Below are 18,723 nucleotides of genomic sequence, written 5' to 3'. Positions count from 1 at the left end.
TTGCCTCAAACGCCCTAAGGTTTCGAAAGTCTTGTTTTCATTAGCAGGGGAGCGAACCAGCTGACCAGTTGGGTCAACACGAAGACGCCAAATACAGCCAGCGGCGCCAATGGCTTCACACCTGCAAAGGTCAGTGCAAACAGCACTGCCGTCAAAATCAGTTTCCCTGCCTCGCCGGCATAAAAGGACCGGACGATAGCCTGGGCTGCCCGGGCGCCGGAAAACCGAAAGGCCCTGTGAGCAAAATACATATTGGGCAGCAAGGCTATCAGGCCTCCGCAGAGTCCTGAATATCCGGCTACGACCCCATGCCAGTACCAAAGCGCCAATGCAGCGATCAGCAAAATGACAAATTGGGCCAATAAAACCGGAAAAACAGCCAAGCGATGGAACGGCAACGTGTTTGGCGTGCGGGTTTCCATCACTCTTGCTCCTCAATGGTCGGCTGCCGGAAATCAATAACTTGGCATAATTTGTGCCGACAAAATGCGCGCAGAGTATAGGGGCGGTTCAGCCCCTATTCAACTGCCAGGTAGTGATTTCCGACTGCGCGCTACATAAGCAAATGTTTCAGCGGATATGGGAAAGAACGCCCTGAAGCTCATCGAGGGAGTTATATCCGATAACCAATTGCCCTTTGCCCTTCTTGCCGTGGCGAATCTGTACCGCAGAGCCCAGCCGCTCGGCCAGGCGCTGCTCCAGGCGCGCAATATCCGGATCAGTCTTGGTGGTTTCGACCGGCGCAGGTTTACCACTGAGCCACTGGCGCACCAGGGCCTCGGTCTGACGAACGGTGAGACCTCGTGCGACAACGTGTCGCGCCCCTTCAACCTGTTGATTTTCCGGCAAACCGAGCAAAGCACGGGCATGACCCATTTCCAGGTCGCCGTGGGACAGCATGGTCTTGATCACTTCCGGCAGCGCGATCAGGCGCAGCAGGTTGGAAACCGTGACACGGGATTTGCCCACCGCGTCGGCCACTTCTTGCTGGGTCAGCTTGAATTCCTGCTGCAAGCGCTGCAGGGCAATGGCTTCCTCGATGGGATTGAGGTCTTCGCGCTGGATATTCTCGATCAGCGCCATGGCGATGGCCGTTTCATCCGGCACATCGCGCACCATCGCCGGGATGGTTTCCTGGCCAGCCTGCTGGCTGGCGCGCCAGCGGCGTTCGCCGGCGATGATTTCAAACCGGCCGCCACCAATGGGGCGTACGACAATCGGCTGCATCACGCCCTGGGCCTTGATCGAGTTCGCCAACTCCTCCAGCGCATGCGGGTCCATGTCCCGGCGCGGCTGGTACTTGCCACGCTGGATCAGGTCCAGGGGCAAGTGTTGCAGCTCACGGGAGTCGGCCTGCACCGCCTGTTCTTCCAGCGAAGTGACAGTCGGACCACTCAGCAGTGCATCCAGTCCACGTCCGAGACCTCGTTTCTTGACGGCCATGGGGATTCCTTAAGTTGGCTGGGCTGCAGCGGTGCGTGAATGACGGCGTTGGCGACGAACCATCTCGCCGGCCAGCGCCAGGTAGGCAATGGCACCGCGCGATGACTTGTCGTACGCCAGCGCGGGCATGCCATAGCTTGGCGCTTCGGCCAGGCGGATGTTACGCGGGATCACGGTGTCGTAGAGCTGCTCGCCAAAGTGTTCCTTGAGCTGCGCCGACACATCGTTCATCAGGCTCAGGCGCGGGTCATACATGGTCCGCAGCAGGCCTTCGATTTTCAGGTTCGGGTTGAGCAACTCGGCGATACGCTTGATGTTATCCACAAGGTCGCTCAAGCCTTCGAGGGCGAAGTACTCGCACTGCATGGGGATAATCACCCCATCGGCGGCGACCAACGCGTTGAGCGTCAGCATCGACAGCGACGGCGGGCAGTCGATCAGAATGTAATCGTAATTCTCGCGGATCGGCGCCAGGGCGCTGCGCAGACGGCTTTCTTTCATCTGCATTTCCAGCAGCACCACTTCCGCCGCGGTCAAATCGCGGTTGGCCGGCAGCAGTTGATAACCGCCGTGTTCGGAATAGTGCATGGCCTGGGCCAGGTCGCACTCGCCTATCAGCAAGTCGTAGACCGAGTTTTCCAGGCCGTGTTTATCCACACCGCTACCCATGGTGGCGTTGCCCTGTGGATCGAGATCGATCAACAGCACCCGACGCTTGGTAGCGACCAGGGATGCTGCGAGGTTGATGCAGGTGGTGGTTTTGCCCACGCCACCTTTCTGGTTCGCTATCGCGAATACCTTAGCCATTCTTGCTTGTGTTCCCAATCATGCCGTGCGGCGCAGTATCAGCAGATGGCGTTGGCCTTGGCAACCGGGTACGGCCAAGGCGTGTTCGCTATCGAGGTGGAAGTCTGCCGGCAATGCTAACAGCTCGTCGCTTGGATGAACGCCCTTCATTGCCAGCCAACGGGTGTTCAGGTCGCCCAGGTGGCGGGTCCAGTTGCTGAAGTTCTCCATGCTGCTGAAGGCCCTGGAAACAATTCCGTTGAAGGGCCGTTCAGGCGTGAAGGCTTCGACGCGGCTGTGGATAACTTGCAGGTTGTCCAGCTTGAGTTCGAGTTTGACCTGGGTCAGGAAGCGGGTTTTTTTGCCGTTGCTGTCCAGGCAGGTCACTTGCGACTCGGGAAACAGGATGGCCAGCGGGATGCCAGGCATACCACCGCCACTGCCGACGTCCAGCCAGCGGCCATTTTCGATAAATGGCATCACGCTCAAGCTGTCGAGCAGGTGGCGCGAGACCATTTCATCGGGATCGCGCACCGCCGTGAGGTTGTAGGCCTTGTTCCATTTGATCAACAGGGCCAGGTAGCCCAGCAGCAATTCGTGCTGGGCTGCGGTCAGGTCCACGCCCAACTGGCGTGCCCCTGTGGATAACTCTTCGGCGTGTTGCGAGGTGACCAACGAACTCAAGCGCTTTGCTCCAACTGACGGCCCGCGCCGCGTTTTTTCAAATGAATCATCAACAGCGAAATGGCTGCCGGGGTGACGCCCGGGATACGGGAAGCCTGCCCCAGGGTCTCGGGACGAGTTATCCCCAGCTTGCTTTGAATCTCTTTCGACAGCCCGGAAATCCCGGTGTAATCGATATCCGCCGGCAGCTTGGTGTCTTCACTGGCGCGCAGTCGAGCGATCTCGTCCTGCTGGCGGTCAATGTAACCGGCATATTTGGTCTTGATTTCGACCTGCTCGGCCACCTGTGGATCTTCTGCGCCGCCGCCGGTTACCGAGACCAGACCAGCGTAGTCGATTTCCGGGCGGGACAGCAGGTTCAACAGGTTGTACTCGTGGGTCAGCGGCGTACCGAACTTTTCGGCAATGGCATCGCCCTGCTCGGTGCCCGGGCGTACCCAGGTACTTTTCAGGCGCTGCTCTTCCAGTTCGATGCTTTCGCGTTTTTTGCAGAATGCTTCCCAACGTGCGTCATCGACCAGGCCCAGTTCGCGACCTTTTTCGGTCAGACGCAGGTCGGCGTTGTCTTCGCGCAGAATCAGTCGATATTCGGCCCGGGAAGTGAACATCCGGTACGGTTCCTGGGTACCCAGGGTAATCAGGTCATCAACCAACACCCCGATATACGCTTCATCGCGACGCGGGCACCAGCTGTCTTTGCCCTGGGCGCGCAATGCGGCGTTGGTCCCGGCCAGCAAACCCTGGGCGCCGGCTTCTTCGTAACCGGTGGTGCCGTTGATTTGCCCAGCGAAAAACAGACCGCCGATCACTTTGGTTTCCAGGCTGTATTTCAAGTCCCGTGGGTCGAAGTAGTCGTACTCGATGGCGTAGCCAGGGCGCACGATATGCGCGTTTTCCATGCCGCGAATCGACTGCACGATCTGGATTTGCACATCGAACGGCAGGGAAGTGGAAATCCCGTTCGGGTACAGCTCGTGGGTCGTCAAACCTTCCGGCTCGATAAAGACCTGGTGGCTTTCCTTGTCGGCAAAGCGGTGGATCTTGTCTTCGATCGACGGGCAATAACGCGGGCCGATGCCCTCGATTACCCCGGAATACATCGGCGAACGATCGAGGTTGGCGGCGATGATTTCGTGGGTACGCGCATTGGTGTGGGTAATCCAGCAACTCACCTGCTTGGGGTGTTGCTCCTTGGAACCCATGAACGACATTACCGGGATCGGCGTATCCCCGGCTTGCTCGGTCATCACCGAGAAATCCACAGAACGCCCGTCGATACGCGGTGGGGTCCCGGTTTTCAGGCGGCCGACACGCAGCGGCAGCTCGCGCAGGCGATGAGCCAGGGCAATCGACGGCGGATCACCGGCGCGACCACCGGAATAGTTCTGCATCCCGATGTGGATAAGTCCACCGAGGAAGGTACCGGTGGTCAACACCACGGATTCTGCGAAGAAACGCAGGCCCATTTGCGTGACCACACCACGCACCTGGTCCTGTTCGACGATCAGGTCATCCGCTGCCTGTTGAAATATCCACAGGTTGGGTTGGTTTTCCAGGGTTTCGCGTACCGCTGCCTTGTACAAAATGCGGTCGGCTTGTGCCCGGGTAGCCCGCACGGCCGGGCCTTTGCGGCTGTTGAGCACGCGAAATTGAATACCACCCTTGTCGGTAGCCATGGCCATCACACCGCCAAGGGCGTCGATTTCCTTGACCAGATGGCTCTTGCCGATCCCACCGATGGCGGGGTTGCAACTCATGGCACCGAGGGTTTCCACGTTGTGCGTCAGCAACAGGGTTTTGACCCCCATGCGGGCTGACGCCAGTGCTGCCTCGGTACCGGCATGACCGCCGCCGATGACGATCACTTCAAAACGGGAAGGGAAATCCACCACGCACCTCGTGCCTGCTTATGTAGGTAATCAGGAATTGTTTGTTGAAAGGGTTTTGGAGCTATGGCGGCAAGTATAGGGACTTAGCCCTTCCTAAAGAACCCTTTGCACAAAATTTAACCAGCTGTGGATGAATCACAGACAATAGAAATTAAAAGAGAGAAATTTATTAAATCTTTGTTTTTATGTTTATTTCTACTGAGCCTACTTTCTGTGGATAGATTGCTACAGGCCTTTATTTACTTTATGTACAGAGAATCAAAAGTCTGTGGTTAGGTGGTCGGGAGGCCCTTGGATAAGTGCTTTAAGCCTGTGGATTAAACAGGTGGTTATCCACAGAGGGGTTTTTACTCAGGTTTCAAGCCCTGTTATCAACTGGGCACAGGGGCGGTTATTCACAGGGCTTAATCCACAGAAACGCATCAACCCCGGCAAAATTCGCCCACGGCAAGGCCACCTCGGGGCGAGGTTATTGTTAGAAAATACGTGGGAGTGTCCTGAAACGGACAAAACAGACAGGCACCAATGGCCTGTCTGTGAACAACGAAGGGTTATTTACCGATACAGAAACTGGAAAAGATCCTACCCAGCAGATCATCGGAACTGAATGCCCCGGTAATCTCCCCCAGAAGCTGCTGTGCCTGGCGCAAATCCTCGGCCAGAAGCTCTCCTGCCCCTGCCAGGGTCAACTGCGCACGGCCGTGCTCAAGGGCGGCACTGGCATGGCGCAGTGCCTCAAGGTGGCGACGGCGAGCACTGAAGCTGCTTTCCGAGGTCTGTTCGTAGCCCATGCAGGCCTTGAGATGGTCGCGCAGCAGCTCCAGGCCATCGCCGGCAGACTTGGCGCTGAGGCTGATGGTGACATGGCCATCGTCACTGACTTCCAGGGCGATGGCTTCACCGGTCAGGTCTGCCTTGTTGCGAATCAGCGTGACCTTGGCCGGGTCTGGCCGCTGCTCAAGAAACTCCGGCCACAGGGCAAAAGGATCCAGGGCCTCAGGCGCCGTCGCGTCTACCACCAGCAAGACACGATCAGCCTCACTGATAGCCTTGAGCGCCCGCTCCACACCAATCTTTTCCACCTGGTCATCGGTATCACGCAACCCCGCGGTATCGACCACATGCAGCGGCATGCCATCAATGTGGATATGTTCGCGCAGGATATCCCGGGTGGTGCCGGCAATCTCGGTGACAATCGCCGCTTCACGCCCCGCCAGGGCGTTGAGCAAGCTGGACTTGCCGGCGTTGGGCCGGCCGGCAATCACCACGGTCATGCCATCACGCAGCAATGCGCCCTGCCCGGCCTCCTTCAAAACTGTGGATAACTCGTCCCGCACCTTATCGAGCATGGCCAGGACATGGCCATCGGCAAGAAAGTCGATTTCTTCTTCCGGGAAATCAATCGCCGCCTCGACATAGATGCGCAAACTGATCAATTGCTCGGTGAGGTTATGCACACGCAGGGAAAACGCCCCCTGCAACGAACGCAAGGCATTGCGCGCCGCCTGTGCAGAACTGGCCTCGATCAGGTCAGCGATGGCTTCGGCCTGGGCCAGGTCGAGCTTGTCGTTGAGAAATGCGCGCTCGCTGAATTCACCCGGCCGGGCAAGGCGGCAACCCAGTTGCAGGCAGCGCTGCAGCAGCATATCCAGGACGATAGGCCCGCCATGGCCCTGCAGTTCCAGCACATCTTCACCGGTGAATGAGTTCGGGCCCGGGAAATACAGGGCCAGGCCCTCATCCAGTACCTCAAGCTCCTCGCCGAAAAAAGGCCCGTAATGCGCATACCGGGGCTTGAGCTCACGCCCACTGATCGCTTGGGCGGCCATGCCGGCAAGCGGCCCGGAAATACGAACGATACCGACACCGCCCCGGCCTTGAGCGGTGGCGACGGCGGCGATGGTTTCACGAGGAGCGCTCATCAGCGGTTTCCCAGACAAAAGTGACAGAATGCAAAACGCCCCACGAGGGGGCGTCTTGAGTGGTTATCCACAGAGTAAGTTACGCCTCGGCTTTTTTGGCAGCCGCTTCGATCTTACGTGTGATGTACCACTGTTGAGAGATCGACAACACGTTGTTGACCACCCAGTACAGAACCAGACCAGCCGGGAACCACAGGAAGAAGAAGGTGAAGATGATAGGCATCATTTTCATTACCTTGGCCTGCATCGGATCCGGAGGAGTCGGGTTCAGGCGCTGCTGGATGAACATGGTTGCGCCCATGATGATCGGCAGGATAAAGAACGGGTCCTTGATCGACAGGTCAGTTATCCACAGCATGAACGGCGCCTGGCGCATTTCCACGCTTTCCAGGAGTACCCAGTACAGCGACAGGAACACCGGCATCTGTACCAGAATCGGCAAGCATCCACCCAGCGGGTTGATCTTCTCTTTCTTGTACAGCTCCATCATGGCTTGCGACATTTTCTGCCGGTCGTCGCCATGTTGCTCTTTGAGTGCAGCCAGTTTCGGCGCAACGGCGCGCATACGGGCCATCGACTTGTAGCTGGCGGCCGACAGCGGGAAGAAAATCCCTTTGATCAGCATGGTCAGGAAGATGATCGACCAGCCCCAGTTACCGACGATGCTGTGGATATGTTGCAGCAACCAGAAGATTGGCTGGGCAATGAACCACAGGATGCCGTAATCCACAGTCAGTTCCAGACCTGGGGATAACTCCTTGAGTACGGCCTGGCTTTTCGGACCGGCATACAAGGTGGCACTGGTTTCAGCCTTGGCGCCTGGCGCAACGGTCAACGCCGGGCCAGTGAAACCAATGATGTAGTTGCCCTGGTTGTCCTTGCGGGTCTGGACCAGGTTGGCTTCGCCCTTGTTCGGGATCCACGCGGTTACAAAGTAGTGTTGCAGCCAGGCTACCCAACCACCTTGCACTGTTTCTTTCAGCGCGGCCTTGTCGATATCTTTCATCGACACTTTTTTGTACGGCTCGCTACTTGTCCACAGGGCGGCGCCCAGGTAAGTCGCGGTGCCGGTGGCAGTGCTGGAAGACGGATCGGAACTGCCATCACGCTTGAGCTGGGCAAACAGGTTGCCGGTCCAGGCCTTTTCGCTGGTGTTGTCGATCAGGTACGTGACTTTCAGATCGTACAAACCGCGGGTGAAGCTGAAGCGCTTGATGTAATTGATGCCGTCGTGACTGAATTTCAGGTCGACGTTCAACTGGTTCTGGCCATCAGCCAGTTGATAAGTCTTCTGTTCGGTCGAATAAACCGGACGACCGGTAGCACGAGCATCAGGACCATCAGTGCCAGTCAGGCCGCTTTGCGCCAGATAAACACGCTCGCCACCGTTATCGAACAACTGGAAAGGAACATCCGGGTGGTCTTGGCGACGTGGATACAGTGGCAATTTCAACTGGGCGATATCGCCGCCCTGTGGATCGATCGCCAGGTCCAGCACATCCGTCTTGACGTGGATGAGGTCTTTATTGGTGATGACCGCGTTATCTACAGGGGTGCTGGTATCGGCATTCGCGCTGGGTACATCGGCACTGGCGGAAGCATTGTTACCCAACGGTGCATCTGCAATAGCAGGAGCAGACTGATTGGTAGCAACATTCTGAGTCGGCAGGGCAGCCTGGCCATAGTCCTGGTTCCATTTCAGAACCATAACGTAGGACACGATTGCCAGGGCGACGATCAGGATCGTGCGTTTAATATCCATGATTACTCGGCCATCGAAGAAGAACGGGAGGTAGGGATAGGCGGAACCGGGTCATAACCACCGGGATTCCACGGATGACAGCGACCTAAACGACGAAAGGTCAGCCAGCCACCGCGCAGAAGGCCATGATTTTCTATGGCTTCATACGCGTAGCAGGAACAACTGGGGTAGAAACGACAGTGGCTGGCCATCAGCGGACTAATGGCATAGCGGTAAAACTGGATCGGAACGAGGGCCAGTTTACGCATCAGTGCTGTCTACCCCTACAGTTTCGGGGCTGACTGCTGGGGTCGGCTTGCTGGTGCGAGCCAAACGTTTCCAGAGCTTGCCGAAATGCTGAATCAATTCGGGGTTTTCTACGTCCCCCAAGCCTTTGCGCGCGACGATAACAATATCCCAACCAACCAGAGTGTCCTGGTGGAGGCGAAACGATTCGCGCATCAGACGCTTGAGGCGATTGCGCTCAACGGAGAGCTTTACGCTCTTCTTGCCGATCACCAACCCGAGACGGGGGTGATCCAGATCGTTGTTACGCGCAAGGAGCAGGAGACTTTTCCCCGGAACCTTGCCGGTGGGGGAGTCAAAGACTGCCTTGAAATGCCGGGGGGTTAGCAGACGCTTTTCCCGACTGAAGTCCTGACTCACCACCAGTACCGGATTATCAAACTGCCAGACGCGCACGACCTTTGGCGCGGCGACGCGACAGGACAGCACGGCCGTTCTTGGTAGCCATGCGAGCACGGAAACCGTGGGTACGGGCGCGTTTGATGGTGCTTGGTTGGAAAGTACGTTTCATGGCGTGTTACCTGGTTCGTCCACAACGGGCCGGAATGGCCCCCGTTTTAAGAGACCGGGGATTCTAGAGAAAGCAAGCCTCTAGGTCAATTTCCAACCAGCTATTCCTTCAATTAGATATCTGAAGGCATCGGGACCGATTCCAGGCGGTTCGACTTTGACGAGCAATGCCATAGATATAAAAATAAAGAAGGAAGTTATTTAAAGCTTTTCTGTAAAGCTTATAAAAGCTAGGGACGCGATCATCTGTGGATAACTGCCTTAAGGCCATATTCCACGTGCTGTACAGAGAATGACAACACGGGGGAGAAACGGTGCTCTGCCTGTGCTGTGCTATCGGATAAGCTGTGTGTGGAATGGCTACTTATCCACAGGCTAGTTACCCACAGACTTTCGACCCCACTTGTACAACGAGCTTAGGGGCGCTTATCCACAGAGCTTATGCACAGACCATTTGTCGCCTTTTTTACGGTTAAGGCATTGATTCTTGGCGGGCTGTGAGAAACCTACATGTGGATAAGTGGGCCGCTCGCCGCTACAATGGCGGCTGTTTTTGCCTCACCGGCTTTCAACTTAGGGGATATCCGTGTCAGTGGAACTTTGGCAGCAGTGCGTGGAGCTTTTGCGCGATGAGCTGCCTGCCCAGCAATTCAACACCTGGATCCGTCCGCTACAGGTCGAAGCCGAAGGCGACGAGTTGCGTGTCTACGCACCCAATCGTTTTGTACTCGACTGGGTCAACGAGAAGTACCTGAGCCGCGTTCTCGAATTGTTCGACGAACATGGCAATGGGATGGCTCCGGCGCTCTCCTTATTAATAGGCAGCAAACGCAGCTCCGCGCCGCGCGCTGCGCCTAATGCGCCGCTGGCGGCTGCTGCATCGCACGCCCAGGCCGCTGCCGCACCGGTCAACCACGCACCGGCGCTGGCGCAGCCAGCGCCGAGCAAATCCATGGCGCAAAAAAATGCGCCGGTCAGTGAAGAGCCGTCCCGCGACAGCTTCGACCCAATGGCGGGCGCCAGCTCGCAGCAGGCACCGGTGCGCGCCGAACAGCGCACGGTCCAGGTCGAAGGCGCACTCAAGCACACCAGCTACCTGAACCGCACCTTTACCTTTGAGAACTTCGTCGAAGGTAAATCCAACCAACTGGCCCGCGCCGCGGCCTGGCAGGTGGCTGATAATCCCAAGCACGGTTACAACCCGCTCTTCCTGTATGGCGGCGTTGGCTTGGGTAAGACGCACTTGATGCACGCCGTAGGTAACCACCTATTAAAGAAGAACCCGAATGCCAAGGTCGTGTACCTGCACTCGGAGCGCTTCGTGGCCGACATGGTCAAGGCGTTGCAACTCAATGCGATCAACGAATTCAAGCGCTTCTATCGCTCCGTTGATGCGCTGCTGATCGATGACATTCAATTCTTCGCGCGCAAGGAACGTTCCCAGGAAGAGTTTTTCCACACGTTCAACGCCCTGCTTGAAGGTGGCCAGCAGGTCATCCTCACCAGCGACCGTTACCCGAAGGAAATCGAAGGCCTGGAAGAACGCCTGAAATCGCGCTTCGGCTGGGGCCTGACCGTTGCGGTAGAGCCGCCGGAACTGGAAACCCGGGTCGCGATCCTGATGAAGAAGGCCGACCAGGCGAAAGTCGACCTGCCTCACGACGCGGCGTTCTTCATTGCCCAGCGCATTCGCTCCAATGTGCGTGAACTGGAAGGCGCGCTTAAGCGGGTCATCGCTCACTCGCACTTCATGGGCCGCGACATTACCATCGAGTTGATTCGCGAATCCCTCAAAGACCTGTTGGCGTTGCAAGACAAACTGGTCAGTGTGGATAACATTCAACGCACCGTGGCCGAGTACTACAAGATCAAGATTTCCGACCTGCTATCCAAGCGCCGCTCGCGCTCGGTAGCGCGTCCCCGTCAGGTGGCCATGGCGCTCTCCAAAGAGCTGACCAACCATAGCCTGCCGGAAATTGGCGATGTGTTTGGTGGTCGCGACCACACCACGGTCTTGCACGCGTGCCGCAAGATCAATGAACTTAAGGAATCCGACGCGGATATTCGCGAGGACTACAAGAACCTGCTGCGTACACTGACAACTTGATGAACACCAGCGCAGCTTATTAAGGCAAGGGACTAGACCATGCATTTCACCATTCAACGCGAAGCCCTGTTGAAACCCCTGCAACTGGTCGCAGGCGTCGTCGAGCGCCGACAGACCTTGCCGGTACTTTCCAACGTATTGTTGGTTGTCGAAGGCCAGCAGCTGTCGTTGACCGGTACCGACCTGGAAGTCGAACTGGTTGGACGTGTACAGCTGGAAGAACCCGCCGAGCCCGGCGAGATCACCGTGCCTGCGCGCAAGCTGATGGATATCTGCAAAAGCCTGCCCAACGACGCGCTGATCGACATCAAGGTCGATGAGCAGAAGTTGGTGGTCAAGGCCGGGCGCAGTCGTTTCACCCTGTCGACCTTGCCGGCCAACGACTTCCCGACTGTGGAAGAAGGCCCGGGTTCGCTGACCTGCAGCCTGGAGCAAAGCCGCCTGCGCCGTTTGATCGAGCGCACCAGCTTCGCCATGGCCCAGCAGGACGTGCGTTACTACCTCAACGGTATGCTGCTGGAAGTCTCCGAAGGCATTATCCGTGCCGTGGCCACCGACGGTCACCGCCTGGCAATGTGCTCGATGAAGGCTGATATCGGCCAGCCGGATCGTCACCAGGTGATCGTGCCGCGCAAAGGTATCCTCGAACTGGCGCGCCTGCTCACCGAGCCGGACGGTAACGTCAGCATTGTTTTGGGCCAGCATCACATCCGGGCCACCACAGGCGAGTTCACCTTCACGTCCAAGCTGGTAGATGGCAAGTTCCCGGACTATGAGCGCGTGCTGCCCAAGGGTGGCGACAAACTGGTGATCGGTGATCGTCAGGCCTTGCGTGAAGCCTTCAGCCGTACGGCGATCCTGTCCAACGAAAAATATCGCGGCATTCGCCTGCAATTGGCCAACGGTCAACTGAAAATCCAGGCCAATAACCCGGAGCAGGAAGAAGCTGAAGAAGAAATCAGCGTTGATTACAACGGTGGTTCGTTGGAAATCGGCTTCAACGTGAGCTACCTGCTGGACGTGCTGGGGGTGATGACCACCGAGCAGGTGCGTCTGATCCTGTCAGACTCCAACAGCAGCGCCCTGGTGCAAGAATCCGATAACGACGACTCGGCTTACGTTGTTATGCCGATGCGCCTGTAATCATGCTCAGCAGAAGCTAGATGTCCCTCAGTCGCGTCTCGGTCACCGCGGTGCGCAATCTGCACCCGGTGACCTTCTCCCCCTCCCCCCGCATCAATATCCTCCACGGCGCCAACGGCAGTGGCAAAACCAGCGTGCTGGAAGCCATTCACTTGCTGGGCCTGGCTCGTTCTTTTCGCAGCGCCCGCCTGTTACCGGTAATTCAGTACGAGCAATTGGCGTGCACCGTATTTGGCCAGGTTGAACTGGCGCAAGGCGGGCACAGCAGCCTGGGGATATCCCGTGATCGCCAGGGGGAGTTCCAGATCCGTATTGATGGGCAGAATGCGCGCAGTGCCGCGCAGTTGGCGGAAATCCTGCCCCTGCAATTGATCAACCCTGACAGCTTCCGCTTGCTGGAAGGCGCACCCAAAATCCGCAGACAGTTCCTCGATTGGGGAGTGTTCCACGTGGAACCGCGGTTCATGGCCACATGGCAGCGCCTGCAGAAGGCCCTGCGGCAGCGGAACTCATGGCTGCGGCATGGTACACTTGACGCCGCTTCGCAAGCGGCCTGGGACCGTGAACTGTGCCTGGCCAGCGACGAAATTGATGAATACCGCCGCACCTACATCAAAGCCTTGAAACCAGTCTTTGAGCAGACCTTGAGTGAGTTGCTGGAACTCGAGGGGCTGACGCTGAGTTACTACCGTGGTTGGGACAAAGAGCGTGACTTGAGTGCAGTACTCGCCACCTCTTTGCAACGGGATCAGCAAATTGGCCACACCCAGGCAGGACCGCAACGCGCTGATTTGCGCCTTAGATTAGGTGCACATAACGCCGCGGATATCTTGTCCCGTGGCCAGCAGAAGTTGGTGGTCTGCGCGCTGCGTATCGCCCAGGGGCATTTGGTTAGCCAAGCCCGGCGCGGTCAGTGTATTTATCTGGTGGATGACTTGCCCTCCGAATTGGATGAGCAACACCGCCGCGCGCTATGCCGCTTGTTGGAAGACTTACGCTGCCAGGTGTTTATTACCTGTGTAGACCACGAATTATTGAGGGAAGGCTGGCAGACGGAAACGCCAGTCGCTTTGTTCCACGTGGAACAAGGCCGTATCACCCAGACCCACGACCATCGGGAGTGAAGGCATGAGCGAAGAAAACACGTACGACTCGACCAGCATTAAAGTGCTGAAAGGTTTGGATGCCGTACGCAAACGTCCCGGTATGTACATTGGCGACACCGATGATGGTAGCGGTCTGCACCACATGGTGTTCGAGGTGGTCGACAACTCCATCGACGAAGCGCTCGCCGGCCATTGCGACGACATCAGCATCATCATCCACCCGGATGAATCCATCACCGTGCGCGACAACGGTCGTGGCATTCCGGTAGATGTGCATAAAGAAGAAGGCGTATCGGCGGCAGAGGTCATCATGACCGTGCTCCACGCTGGCGGTAAGTTCGACGACAACTCCTATAAAGTATCCGGCGGTTTGCACGGTGTAGGTGTGTCGGTGGTCAACGCTCTGTCAGAAGAACTGATCCTGACCGTTCGCCGCAGCGGCAAGATCTGGGAACAGACCTATGTGCATGGCGTGCCTCAGGCACCGATGGCGATCGTCGGTGAAAGCGAAACCACGGGTACCCAGATTCACTTCAAGCCTTCGGCTGACACCTTCAAGAATATCCACTTCAGCTGGGACATCCTGGCCAAGCGGATTCGTGAGCTGTCCTTCCTCAACTCCGGTGTGGGTATCGTCCTCAAGGACGAGCGCAGCGGCAAGGAAGAGCTGTTCAAATACGAAGGTGGCCTGCGTGCGTTCGTTGAATACCTGAACACCAACAAGACTGCGGTCAACCAGGTGTTCCACTTCAATATCCAGCGTGAAGACGGCATCGGCGTGGAAATCGCCCTGCAGTGGAACGACAGCTTCAACGAGAACCTGTTGTGCTTCACCAACAACATTCCCCAGCGCGACGGCGGTACTCACCTGGTGGGTTTCCGTTCCGCACTGACGCGTAACCTGAACACCTACATCGAAGCCGAAGGCCTGGCGAAGAAGCACAAAGTCGCCACCACCGGTGACGATGCCCGCGAAGGCCTGACTGCGATTATTTCGGTCAAGGTGCCAGACCCAAAGTTCAGCTCCCAGACCAAGGACAAGCTGGTTTCTTCTGAAGTGAAGACCGCTGTCGAACAGGAAATGGGCAAGTACTTCTCCGACTTCCTGTTGGAAAACCCCAACGAAGCCAAGCTGGTTGTCGGCAAGATGATCGACGCGGCGCGGGCTCGTGAAGCTGCGCGTAAAGCCCGTGAAATGACCCGTCGTAAAGGTGCACTGGATATCGCTGGCCTGCCAGGCAAGTTGGCGGACTGCCAGGAGAAGGACCCTGCCCTCTCCGAACTGTACCTGGTGGAAGGTGACTCTGCTGGCGGCTCCGCCAAGCAGGGGCGTAACCGCCGCACCCAGGCGATCCTGCCGTTGAAGGGTAAGATCCTCAACGTTGAGAAAGCCCGTTTCGACAAGATGATTTCCTCCCAGGAAGTCGGCACCTTGATCACCGCCCTGGGCTGTGGCATTGGTCGCGATGAGTACAACATTGATAAGTTGCGCTATCACAACATCATCATCATGACCGATGCTGACGTCGACGGTTCGCACATCCGTACCCTGCTGCTGACCTTCTTCTTCCGTCAGTTGCCGGAGCTGATCGAGCGTGGCTACATCTACATCGCCCAGCCGCCGTTGTACAAAGTGAAAAAGGGCAAGCAAGAGCAATACATCAAAGACGACGACGCCATGGAAGAGTACATGACGCAGTCGGCCCTGGAAGATGCCAGCCTGCACTTGAACGACGAAGCCCCGGGTATCTCCGGTGAGGCGCTGGAGCGCCTGGTAAACGACTTCCGCATGGTGATGAAGACCCTCAAGCGTTTGTCGCGCCTGTACCCTCAGGAGCTGACCGAGCACTTCATCTACCTGCCAGCCGTGAGCCTGGAGCAGCTGGGTGACCACGCTGCGATGCAGGATTGGCTGGCCCAGTACGAAGTGCGCCTGCGCACGGTCGAGAAGTCCGGCCTGGTGTACAAAGCCAGCCTGCGCGAAGACCGTGAACGTAACGTCTGGCTGCCAGAGGTCGAACTGATCTCTCACGGCCTGTCGAACTACGTCACCTTCAACCGCGACTTCTTCGGCAGCAATGATTACAAGACCGTGGTTACCTTGGGCGCGCAACTGAGCACCCTGCTGGACGACGGCGCTTATATTCAGCGTGGCGAGCGCAAGAAGCAGGTCAAGGAGTTCAAGGAAGCCCTGGACTGGTTGATGGCCGAAAGCACCAAGCGCCACACCATCCAGCGTTACAAAGGTCTGGGCGAGATGAACCCGGATCAACTGTGGGAAACCACCATGGACCCAGCCCAGCGTCGTATGCTGCGCGTGACCATCGAAGACGCCATTGGCGCGGACCAGATCTTCAACACCCTGATGGGTGATGCGGTTGAGCCACGTCGTGACTTCATCGAGAGCAATGCCTTGGCAGTGTCCAACCTGGACTTCTGATAACGCGATTGCGCAATAAAAAAGGCCAACGTTTACGTTGGCCTTTTTTATTGCCCAGATTCCGGGCGCGTCCAAAATGCTCCACGTGGAACATCGGCTTATGCAGTCGCCGCGCTCACGCTCTCTAACCGATAGCCATATCCATAGATCGTCAGCAACTGCCAACCCCGCTCTGGGGTCAGTCCCAGCTTGTTGCGCAGCCGATAGATATGGGTATCCAACGGCCGCGACGACACCATCTCTTCATGGGTCCAGAAACGTTCGTAGAGATACTCCCGTGACAGTGGGCGAGCCAGATTGGCAAACAGGCAGCGTGCCAGACGGTATTCGCGCTCGGTCAGGTTGATGGGGCTGCCGGCGCGGGTAACGGTCAGTTCGGCATCGTCGAAGGTCAGGTCATTGAAGATCAGCACTTCAGTGGCTGCAGACTTCTGCAGGCCATGACGGCGCAACACCGCACTAACCCGCGCCTTCAACTCATTGGGCCGAAATGGCTTGCTGACATAGTCATCCGCCCCGCTGTTCAACGCCTGGACAATATCGCTCTCGCCATCGCGGCTGGTGAGCATGATGACGGGAGGCGGCGCCTCCATGTGTTCACGGGTCCAGCGCAGGATCGCGAGACCACTCAGGTCTGGCAGTTGCCAATCGAGCACCAAGAGGTCGAAGGTTTCTCGGCGCAACTGGCGCAGCAGGTCTTCACCGCGCTCGAAGCAATGCAGCGTCCATGGCTGCTCCGAGGCACTTGGGATTTGTCGCAGAGTCTGTTCCACCCGCCGCAATTCAGCAGGTTCGTCATCCAGTATCGCGACACGCATGGCAGGGTCCTTTCTTCTTGAAGAGTATTGCAGCGGTTAAAGAGAGCGTACTGGTTCACCGTTGAATCTGAACAATTATGGCCAGTTTCTCAAGCCCCCTGAATCTCTCGGTACGCTGATATCAGATAGCCCTAAGGCCGTTAGACATCGTGTACCCAACTGGAAAGATACCGGCTCAAGCCCCTCAGGAAAAGGATCAATGGCAATCAGGTTTTATGCGTTGTCGGGACACATGCGTCTCGTGCAGAAGGTCAATGTGTGGGGAAAGATGTTGATGTTGGTTGTGGCCACCGGTTTAGGCACGCAAACAGTGGATGCCCGCAGTGTGCCACTTGAGGAAGTACCGGTGTACAACGAGGCTGTAGATGGCCTTGGTTACGCTGGACTCAGCACGGTTGACGCACCGCAGGCCTTTCAACACGGTAGCGTGCTTGACCAGGACCAACGGTGGATCTTCTGATTCTGAACAAATGTTGTGCTCCCCCCCTATGCACCACTCTTGTAGGTAAATTCTCTTTCGCTGAGTGACACACGGAGGGCGTGCGCGGGAAGCGCTCTCGATACAGGGACGTATCATCTGTAGTCCGCGGTTCGCTACGGGCTGCTGTCGGGGGGATGTGATGGACAGTATTTCTTCGATGTACACCCGGCTCGGCATTGTCGAACTGGCAGACACAGGGATGTGTCATCTTTTCCCATCGTGCCTCATCCCTGCTACTACGGCTATCGAGTTCTATTCGTCATCGGGTATCGTAGGCAAGATTCAAGGTCCTGCTGCTGCAAGACGCTTTCTGAACGAACGTACAGTCCACGGACCTTTAGAACTAGAACCTTGATGAGTGCCATGACCCTCTTTCCCCGCCCCTATTGCCTTTCTTCCCTGTTGGGCTCAAGCCTGGCCCTGGCCCTGGTTATCAACAGCCCGCACCTTTTGGCCAAGCCTGCACCTGCGCGGGCGCCCTATATTGATGACAACCTGATGTGCCGGGCACAACCGCTGCCGGCAGTCGTCCAGCACCTTAACGGTGAAGCCTGGAAGCTGGATGCCAAGGGACGCTCCAGTGTGTTGGAAGAAGGCATGCTGATCGATGAACAGGAAAGTGTAAAAACCTCGCCTTCGGCGTTTGTCAGCTTGTTGCTGGGCGATGGTTCGCGCATTGTCTTGCCCTCCAGCTCCGAGGTGCGTCTGCACCTGGTGGAGGAGCAGGCGATCCCGCAGGTGATCCTGCAACAAGGGCAGGTCGAAGCCTACGTACTCAAGCGCAGCAGTGACTATGACCGCTTTCAGATCGTGACACCGGTGGGCGTACTGGGTGTACGCGGTACGCACTTTCGTGTGCGTAACGACGATCAGCAATCGGTCGTCGAGGTGCTCAACGGCCAAGTGGCTGTCAGCCGTACCGAACCGCCACCTGTGGGCCGACAGGTCAAGAAAGCACCCCAGGTAGGCCCGGTGGACGGTGAACTGAAGGTCGGCGCCCGACAAGGTGTATTGCTCAAGGAACAGGGCGAGTTGAAGACGGTTGAGCTACTGCCCGCCCCACGGTTGATGGGCCAGGACGGCCAGAAAGGCGATGCGCCGGTCTGGACCCTGATCTTGCACCCACAACCGGGTGCCCGGCGCTACCGTGCGCAAGTGGCCACAGATACAACATTTATGAACATCAAGCAGGAAAACTTCTCCAGTGAGCCGCGCTTGAGCTTCACTGGACTCAAGGCCTCGTTTTATCACGTGCGCGTGTCGGCCTTTGATGAACAAGGACTGGAAGGAGAGGCAGGCGTTTATGACATCTTCTATTACCCCCCTGCCACTCGTGTGCAGTAATAC

Annotated in this window: 17 protein-coding genes; 6 read left to right on the top strand and 11 right to left on the bottom strand. The window is 57.3% G+C overall.

Translation table 11 applies throughout. The annotated features are described in order from the left end of the window. Positions 1-14 precede the first annotated feature (14 nt). The 10 genes from BLL38_RS22695 to rpmH all read right to left on the bottom strand — a co-directional run bounded on the left by BLL38_RS22695 (position 15) and on the right by rpmH (position 9,282). Positions 15-422 (bottom strand): F0F1 ATP synthase subunit I, encoded by a 408-nt coding sequence (locus BLL38_RS22695; RefSeq protein WP_010565865.1) that lies wholly within the window; start codon positions 420-422, stop codon positions 15-17. 148 nt (positions 423-570) lie between these two features. Then, positions 571-1,443: a ParB/RepB/Spo0J family partition protein gene (locus tag BLL38_RS22690; protein ID WP_076964403.1), complete on the bottom strand. Its 873-nt coding sequence runs from the start codon at positions 1,441-1,443 to the stop codon at positions 571-573. Positions 1,444-1,452: 9 nt separating this feature from the next. Beyond that, positions 1,453-2,250, bottom strand: coding sequence for a ParA family protein (locus tag BLL38_RS22685; protein ID WP_076964402.1), 798 nt, complete (start codon positions 2,248-2,250; stop codon positions 1,453-1,455). 18 nt (positions 2,251-2,268) lie between these two features. Next, positions 2,269-2,913 carry a 16S rRNA (guanine(527)-N(7))-methyltransferase RsmG gene (rsmG, locus tag BLL38_RS22680; RefSeq protein ID WP_076964401.1) on the bottom strand — a complete coding sequence of 215 codons (645 nt, stop codon included), beginning with the start codon at positions 2,911-2,913 and terminating at the stop codon, positions 2,269-2,271. Beyond that, positions 2,910-4,802, bottom strand: a complete 1,893-nt coding sequence (mnmG, locus tag BLL38_RS22675; RefSeq protein ID WP_076964410.1) for a tRNA uridine-5-carboxymethylaminomethyl(34) synthesis enzyme MnmG — start codon at positions 4,800-4,802, stop codon at positions 2,910-2,912. The genes rsmG and mnmG overlap by 4 nt, the downstream gene beginning before the upstream one ends. Before the next feature lie 551 nt (positions 4,803-5,353). Continuing rightward, positions 5,354-6,724 carry a tRNA uridine-5-carboxymethylaminomethyl(34) synthesis GTPase MnmE gene (gene mnmE, locus BLL38_RS22670; RefSeq protein ID WP_076964400.1) on the bottom strand — a complete coding sequence of 457 codons (1,371 nt, stop codon included), beginning with the start codon at positions 6,722-6,724 and terminating at the stop codon, positions 5,354-5,356. A gap of 79 nt (positions 6,725-6,803) precedes the next feature. Further along, positions 6,804-8,486 (bottom strand): membrane protein insertase YidC, encoded by a 1,683-nt coding sequence (gene yidC, locus BLL38_RS22665; RefSeq protein ID WP_076964399.1) that lies wholly within the window; start codon positions 8,484-8,486, stop codon positions 6,804-6,806. Positions 8,487-8,488: 2 nt separating this feature from the next. Continuing rightward, positions 8,489-8,734, bottom strand: a complete 246-nt coding sequence (yidD, locus tag BLL38_RS22660) for a membrane protein insertion efficiency factor YidD (protein WP_010465488.1) — start codon at positions 8,732-8,734, stop codon at positions 8,489-8,491. Further along, positions 8,727-9,131, bottom strand: a complete 405-nt coding sequence (rnpA, locus tag BLL38_RS22655; RefSeq protein WP_207303162.1) for a ribonuclease P protein component — start codon at positions 9,129-9,131, stop codon at positions 8,727-8,729. Before rnpA ends, yidD begins: the two co-directional genes overlap by 8 nt. Before the next feature lie 16 nt (positions 9,132-9,147). Further along, a complete protein-coding gene (gene rpmH / locus BLL38_RS22650; RefSeq protein ID WP_003213577.1) occupies positions 9,148-9,282 on the bottom strand; it encodes a 50S ribosomal protein L34 in 135 nt (44 codons plus the stop codon). Between the two features lie 585 nt (positions 9,283-9,867). Here rpmH and dnaA point away from each other — a divergent pair. The 4 genes from dnaA to gyrB are packed head-to-tail and all read left to right on the top strand — an operon-like array spanning position 9,868 to position 16,077. Continuing rightward, positions 9,868-11,388 (top strand): chromosomal replication initiator protein DnaA, encoded by a 1,521-nt coding sequence (dnaA, locus tag BLL38_RS22645; RefSeq protein WP_076964397.1) that lies wholly within the window; start codon positions 9,868-9,870, stop codon positions 11,386-11,388. Positions 11,389-11,427: 39 nt separating this feature from the next. Further along, positions 11,428-12,531 carry a DNA polymerase III subunit beta gene (gene dnaN, locus BLL38_RS22640; RefSeq protein ID WP_029290193.1) on the top strand — a complete coding sequence of 368 codons (1,104 nt, stop codon included), beginning with the start codon at positions 11,428-11,430 and terminating at the stop codon, positions 12,529-12,531. Between the two features lie 20 nt (positions 12,532-12,551). Further along, positions 12,552-13,655, top strand: a complete 1,104-nt coding sequence (recF, locus tag BLL38_RS22635) for a DNA replication/repair protein RecF (protein WP_029290195.1) — start codon at positions 12,552-12,554, stop codon at positions 13,653-13,655. Positions 13,656-13,659: 4 nt separating this feature from the next. Next, positions 13,660-16,077 carry a DNA topoisomerase (ATP-hydrolyzing) subunit B gene (gene gyrB / locus BLL38_RS22630; protein WP_076964396.1) on the top strand — a complete coding sequence of 806 codons (2,418 nt, stop codon included), beginning with the start codon at positions 13,660-13,662 and terminating at the stop codon, positions 16,075-16,077. Between the two features lie 98 nt (positions 16,078-16,175). On the opposite strand, the gene BLL38_RS22625 is transcribed toward gyrB, so the two are convergent. Continuing rightward, on the bottom strand, positions 16,176-16,895 hold the full coding sequence (locus BLL38_RS22625) for a response regulator transcription factor (RefSeq protein ID WP_076964395.1): 720 nt from the start codon (positions 16,893-16,895) through the stop codon (positions 16,176-16,178). Positions 16,896-17,094: 199 nt separating this feature from the next. Here BLL38_RS22625 and BLL38_RS22620 point away from each other — a divergent pair, with 199 nt between their 5' ends. Next, complete coding sequence (locus BLL38_RS22620) at positions 17,095-17,355, top strand: hypothetical protein (protein ID WP_076964394.1); 261 nt, start codon at positions 17,095-17,097, stop codon at positions 17,353-17,355. A 375-nt stretch (positions 17,356-17,730) separates the two neighbouring features. Further along, entirely contained in the window at positions 17,731-18,720 is a 990-nt protein-coding gene (locus BLL38_RS22615; protein WP_076964393.1) for a FecR family protein, read from the top strand. Positions 18,721-18,723: the final 3 nt, after the last annotated feature.

This window comes from Pseudomonas gessardii (genome assembly GCF_001983165.1).
GTDB lineage: Bacteria > Pseudomonadota > Gammaproteobacteria > Pseudomonadales > Pseudomonadaceae > Aquipseudomonas > Aquipseudomonas gessardii.
The sequence above is the reverse complement of the archived record's forward strand: the minus strand, read 5'-3'. Positions and strand labels throughout refer to the sequence as shown.

Bases quoted from the DNA above. Each gene is read 5' to 3' on its own strand.
- BLL38_RS22695 (WP_010565865.1), bottom strand. From the start codon at position 422: ATGGAAACCCGCACGCCAAACACGTTGCCGTTCCATCGCTTGGCTGTT.
- BLL38_RS22690 (WP_076964403.1), bottom strand. From the start codon at position 1,443: ATGGCCGTCAAGAAACGAGGTCTCGGACGTGGACTGGATGCACTGCTG.
- BLL38_RS22685 (WP_076964402.1), bottom strand. From the start codon at position 2,250: ATGGCTAAGGTATTCGCGATAGCGAACCAGAAAGGTGGCGTGGGCAAA.
- mnmE (WP_076964400.1), bottom strand. From the start codon at position 6,724: ATGAGCGCTCCTCGTGAAACCATCGCCGCCGTCGCCACCGCTCAAGGC.
- yidC (WP_076964399.1), bottom strand. From the start codon at position 8,486: ATGGATATTAAACGCACGATCCTGATCGTCGCCCTGGCAATCGTGTCC.
- yidD (WP_010465488.1), bottom strand. From the start codon at position 8,734: ATGCGTAAACTGGCCCTCGTTCCGATCCAGTTTTACCGCTATGCCATT.
- rpmH (WP_003213577.1), bottom strand. From the start codon at position 9,282: ATGAAACGTACTTTCCAACCAAGCACCATCAAACGCGCCCGTACCCAC.
- dnaN (WP_029290193.1), top strand. From the start codon at position 11,428: ATGCATTTCACCATTCAACGCGAAGCCCTGTTGAAACCCCTGCAACTG.
- recF (WP_029290195.1), top strand. From the start codon at position 12,552: ATGTCCCTCAGTCGCGTCTCGGTCACCGCGGTGCGCAATCTGCACCCG.
- gyrB (WP_076964396.1), top strand. From the start codon at position 13,660: ATGAGCGAAGAAAACACGTACGACTCGACCAGCATTAAAGTGCTGAAA.
- BLL38_RS22625 (WP_076964395.1), bottom strand. From the start codon at position 16,895: ATGCGTGTCGCGATACTGGATGACGAACCTGCTGAATTGCGGCGGGTG.
- BLL38_RS22620 (WP_076964394.1), top strand. From the start codon at position 17,095: ATGGCAATCAGGTTTTATGCGTTGTCGGGACACATGCGTCTCGTGCAG.
- BLL38_RS22615 (WP_076964393.1), top strand. From the start codon at position 17,731: ATGAGTGCCATGACCCTCTTTCCCCGCCCCTATTGCCTTTCTTCCCTG.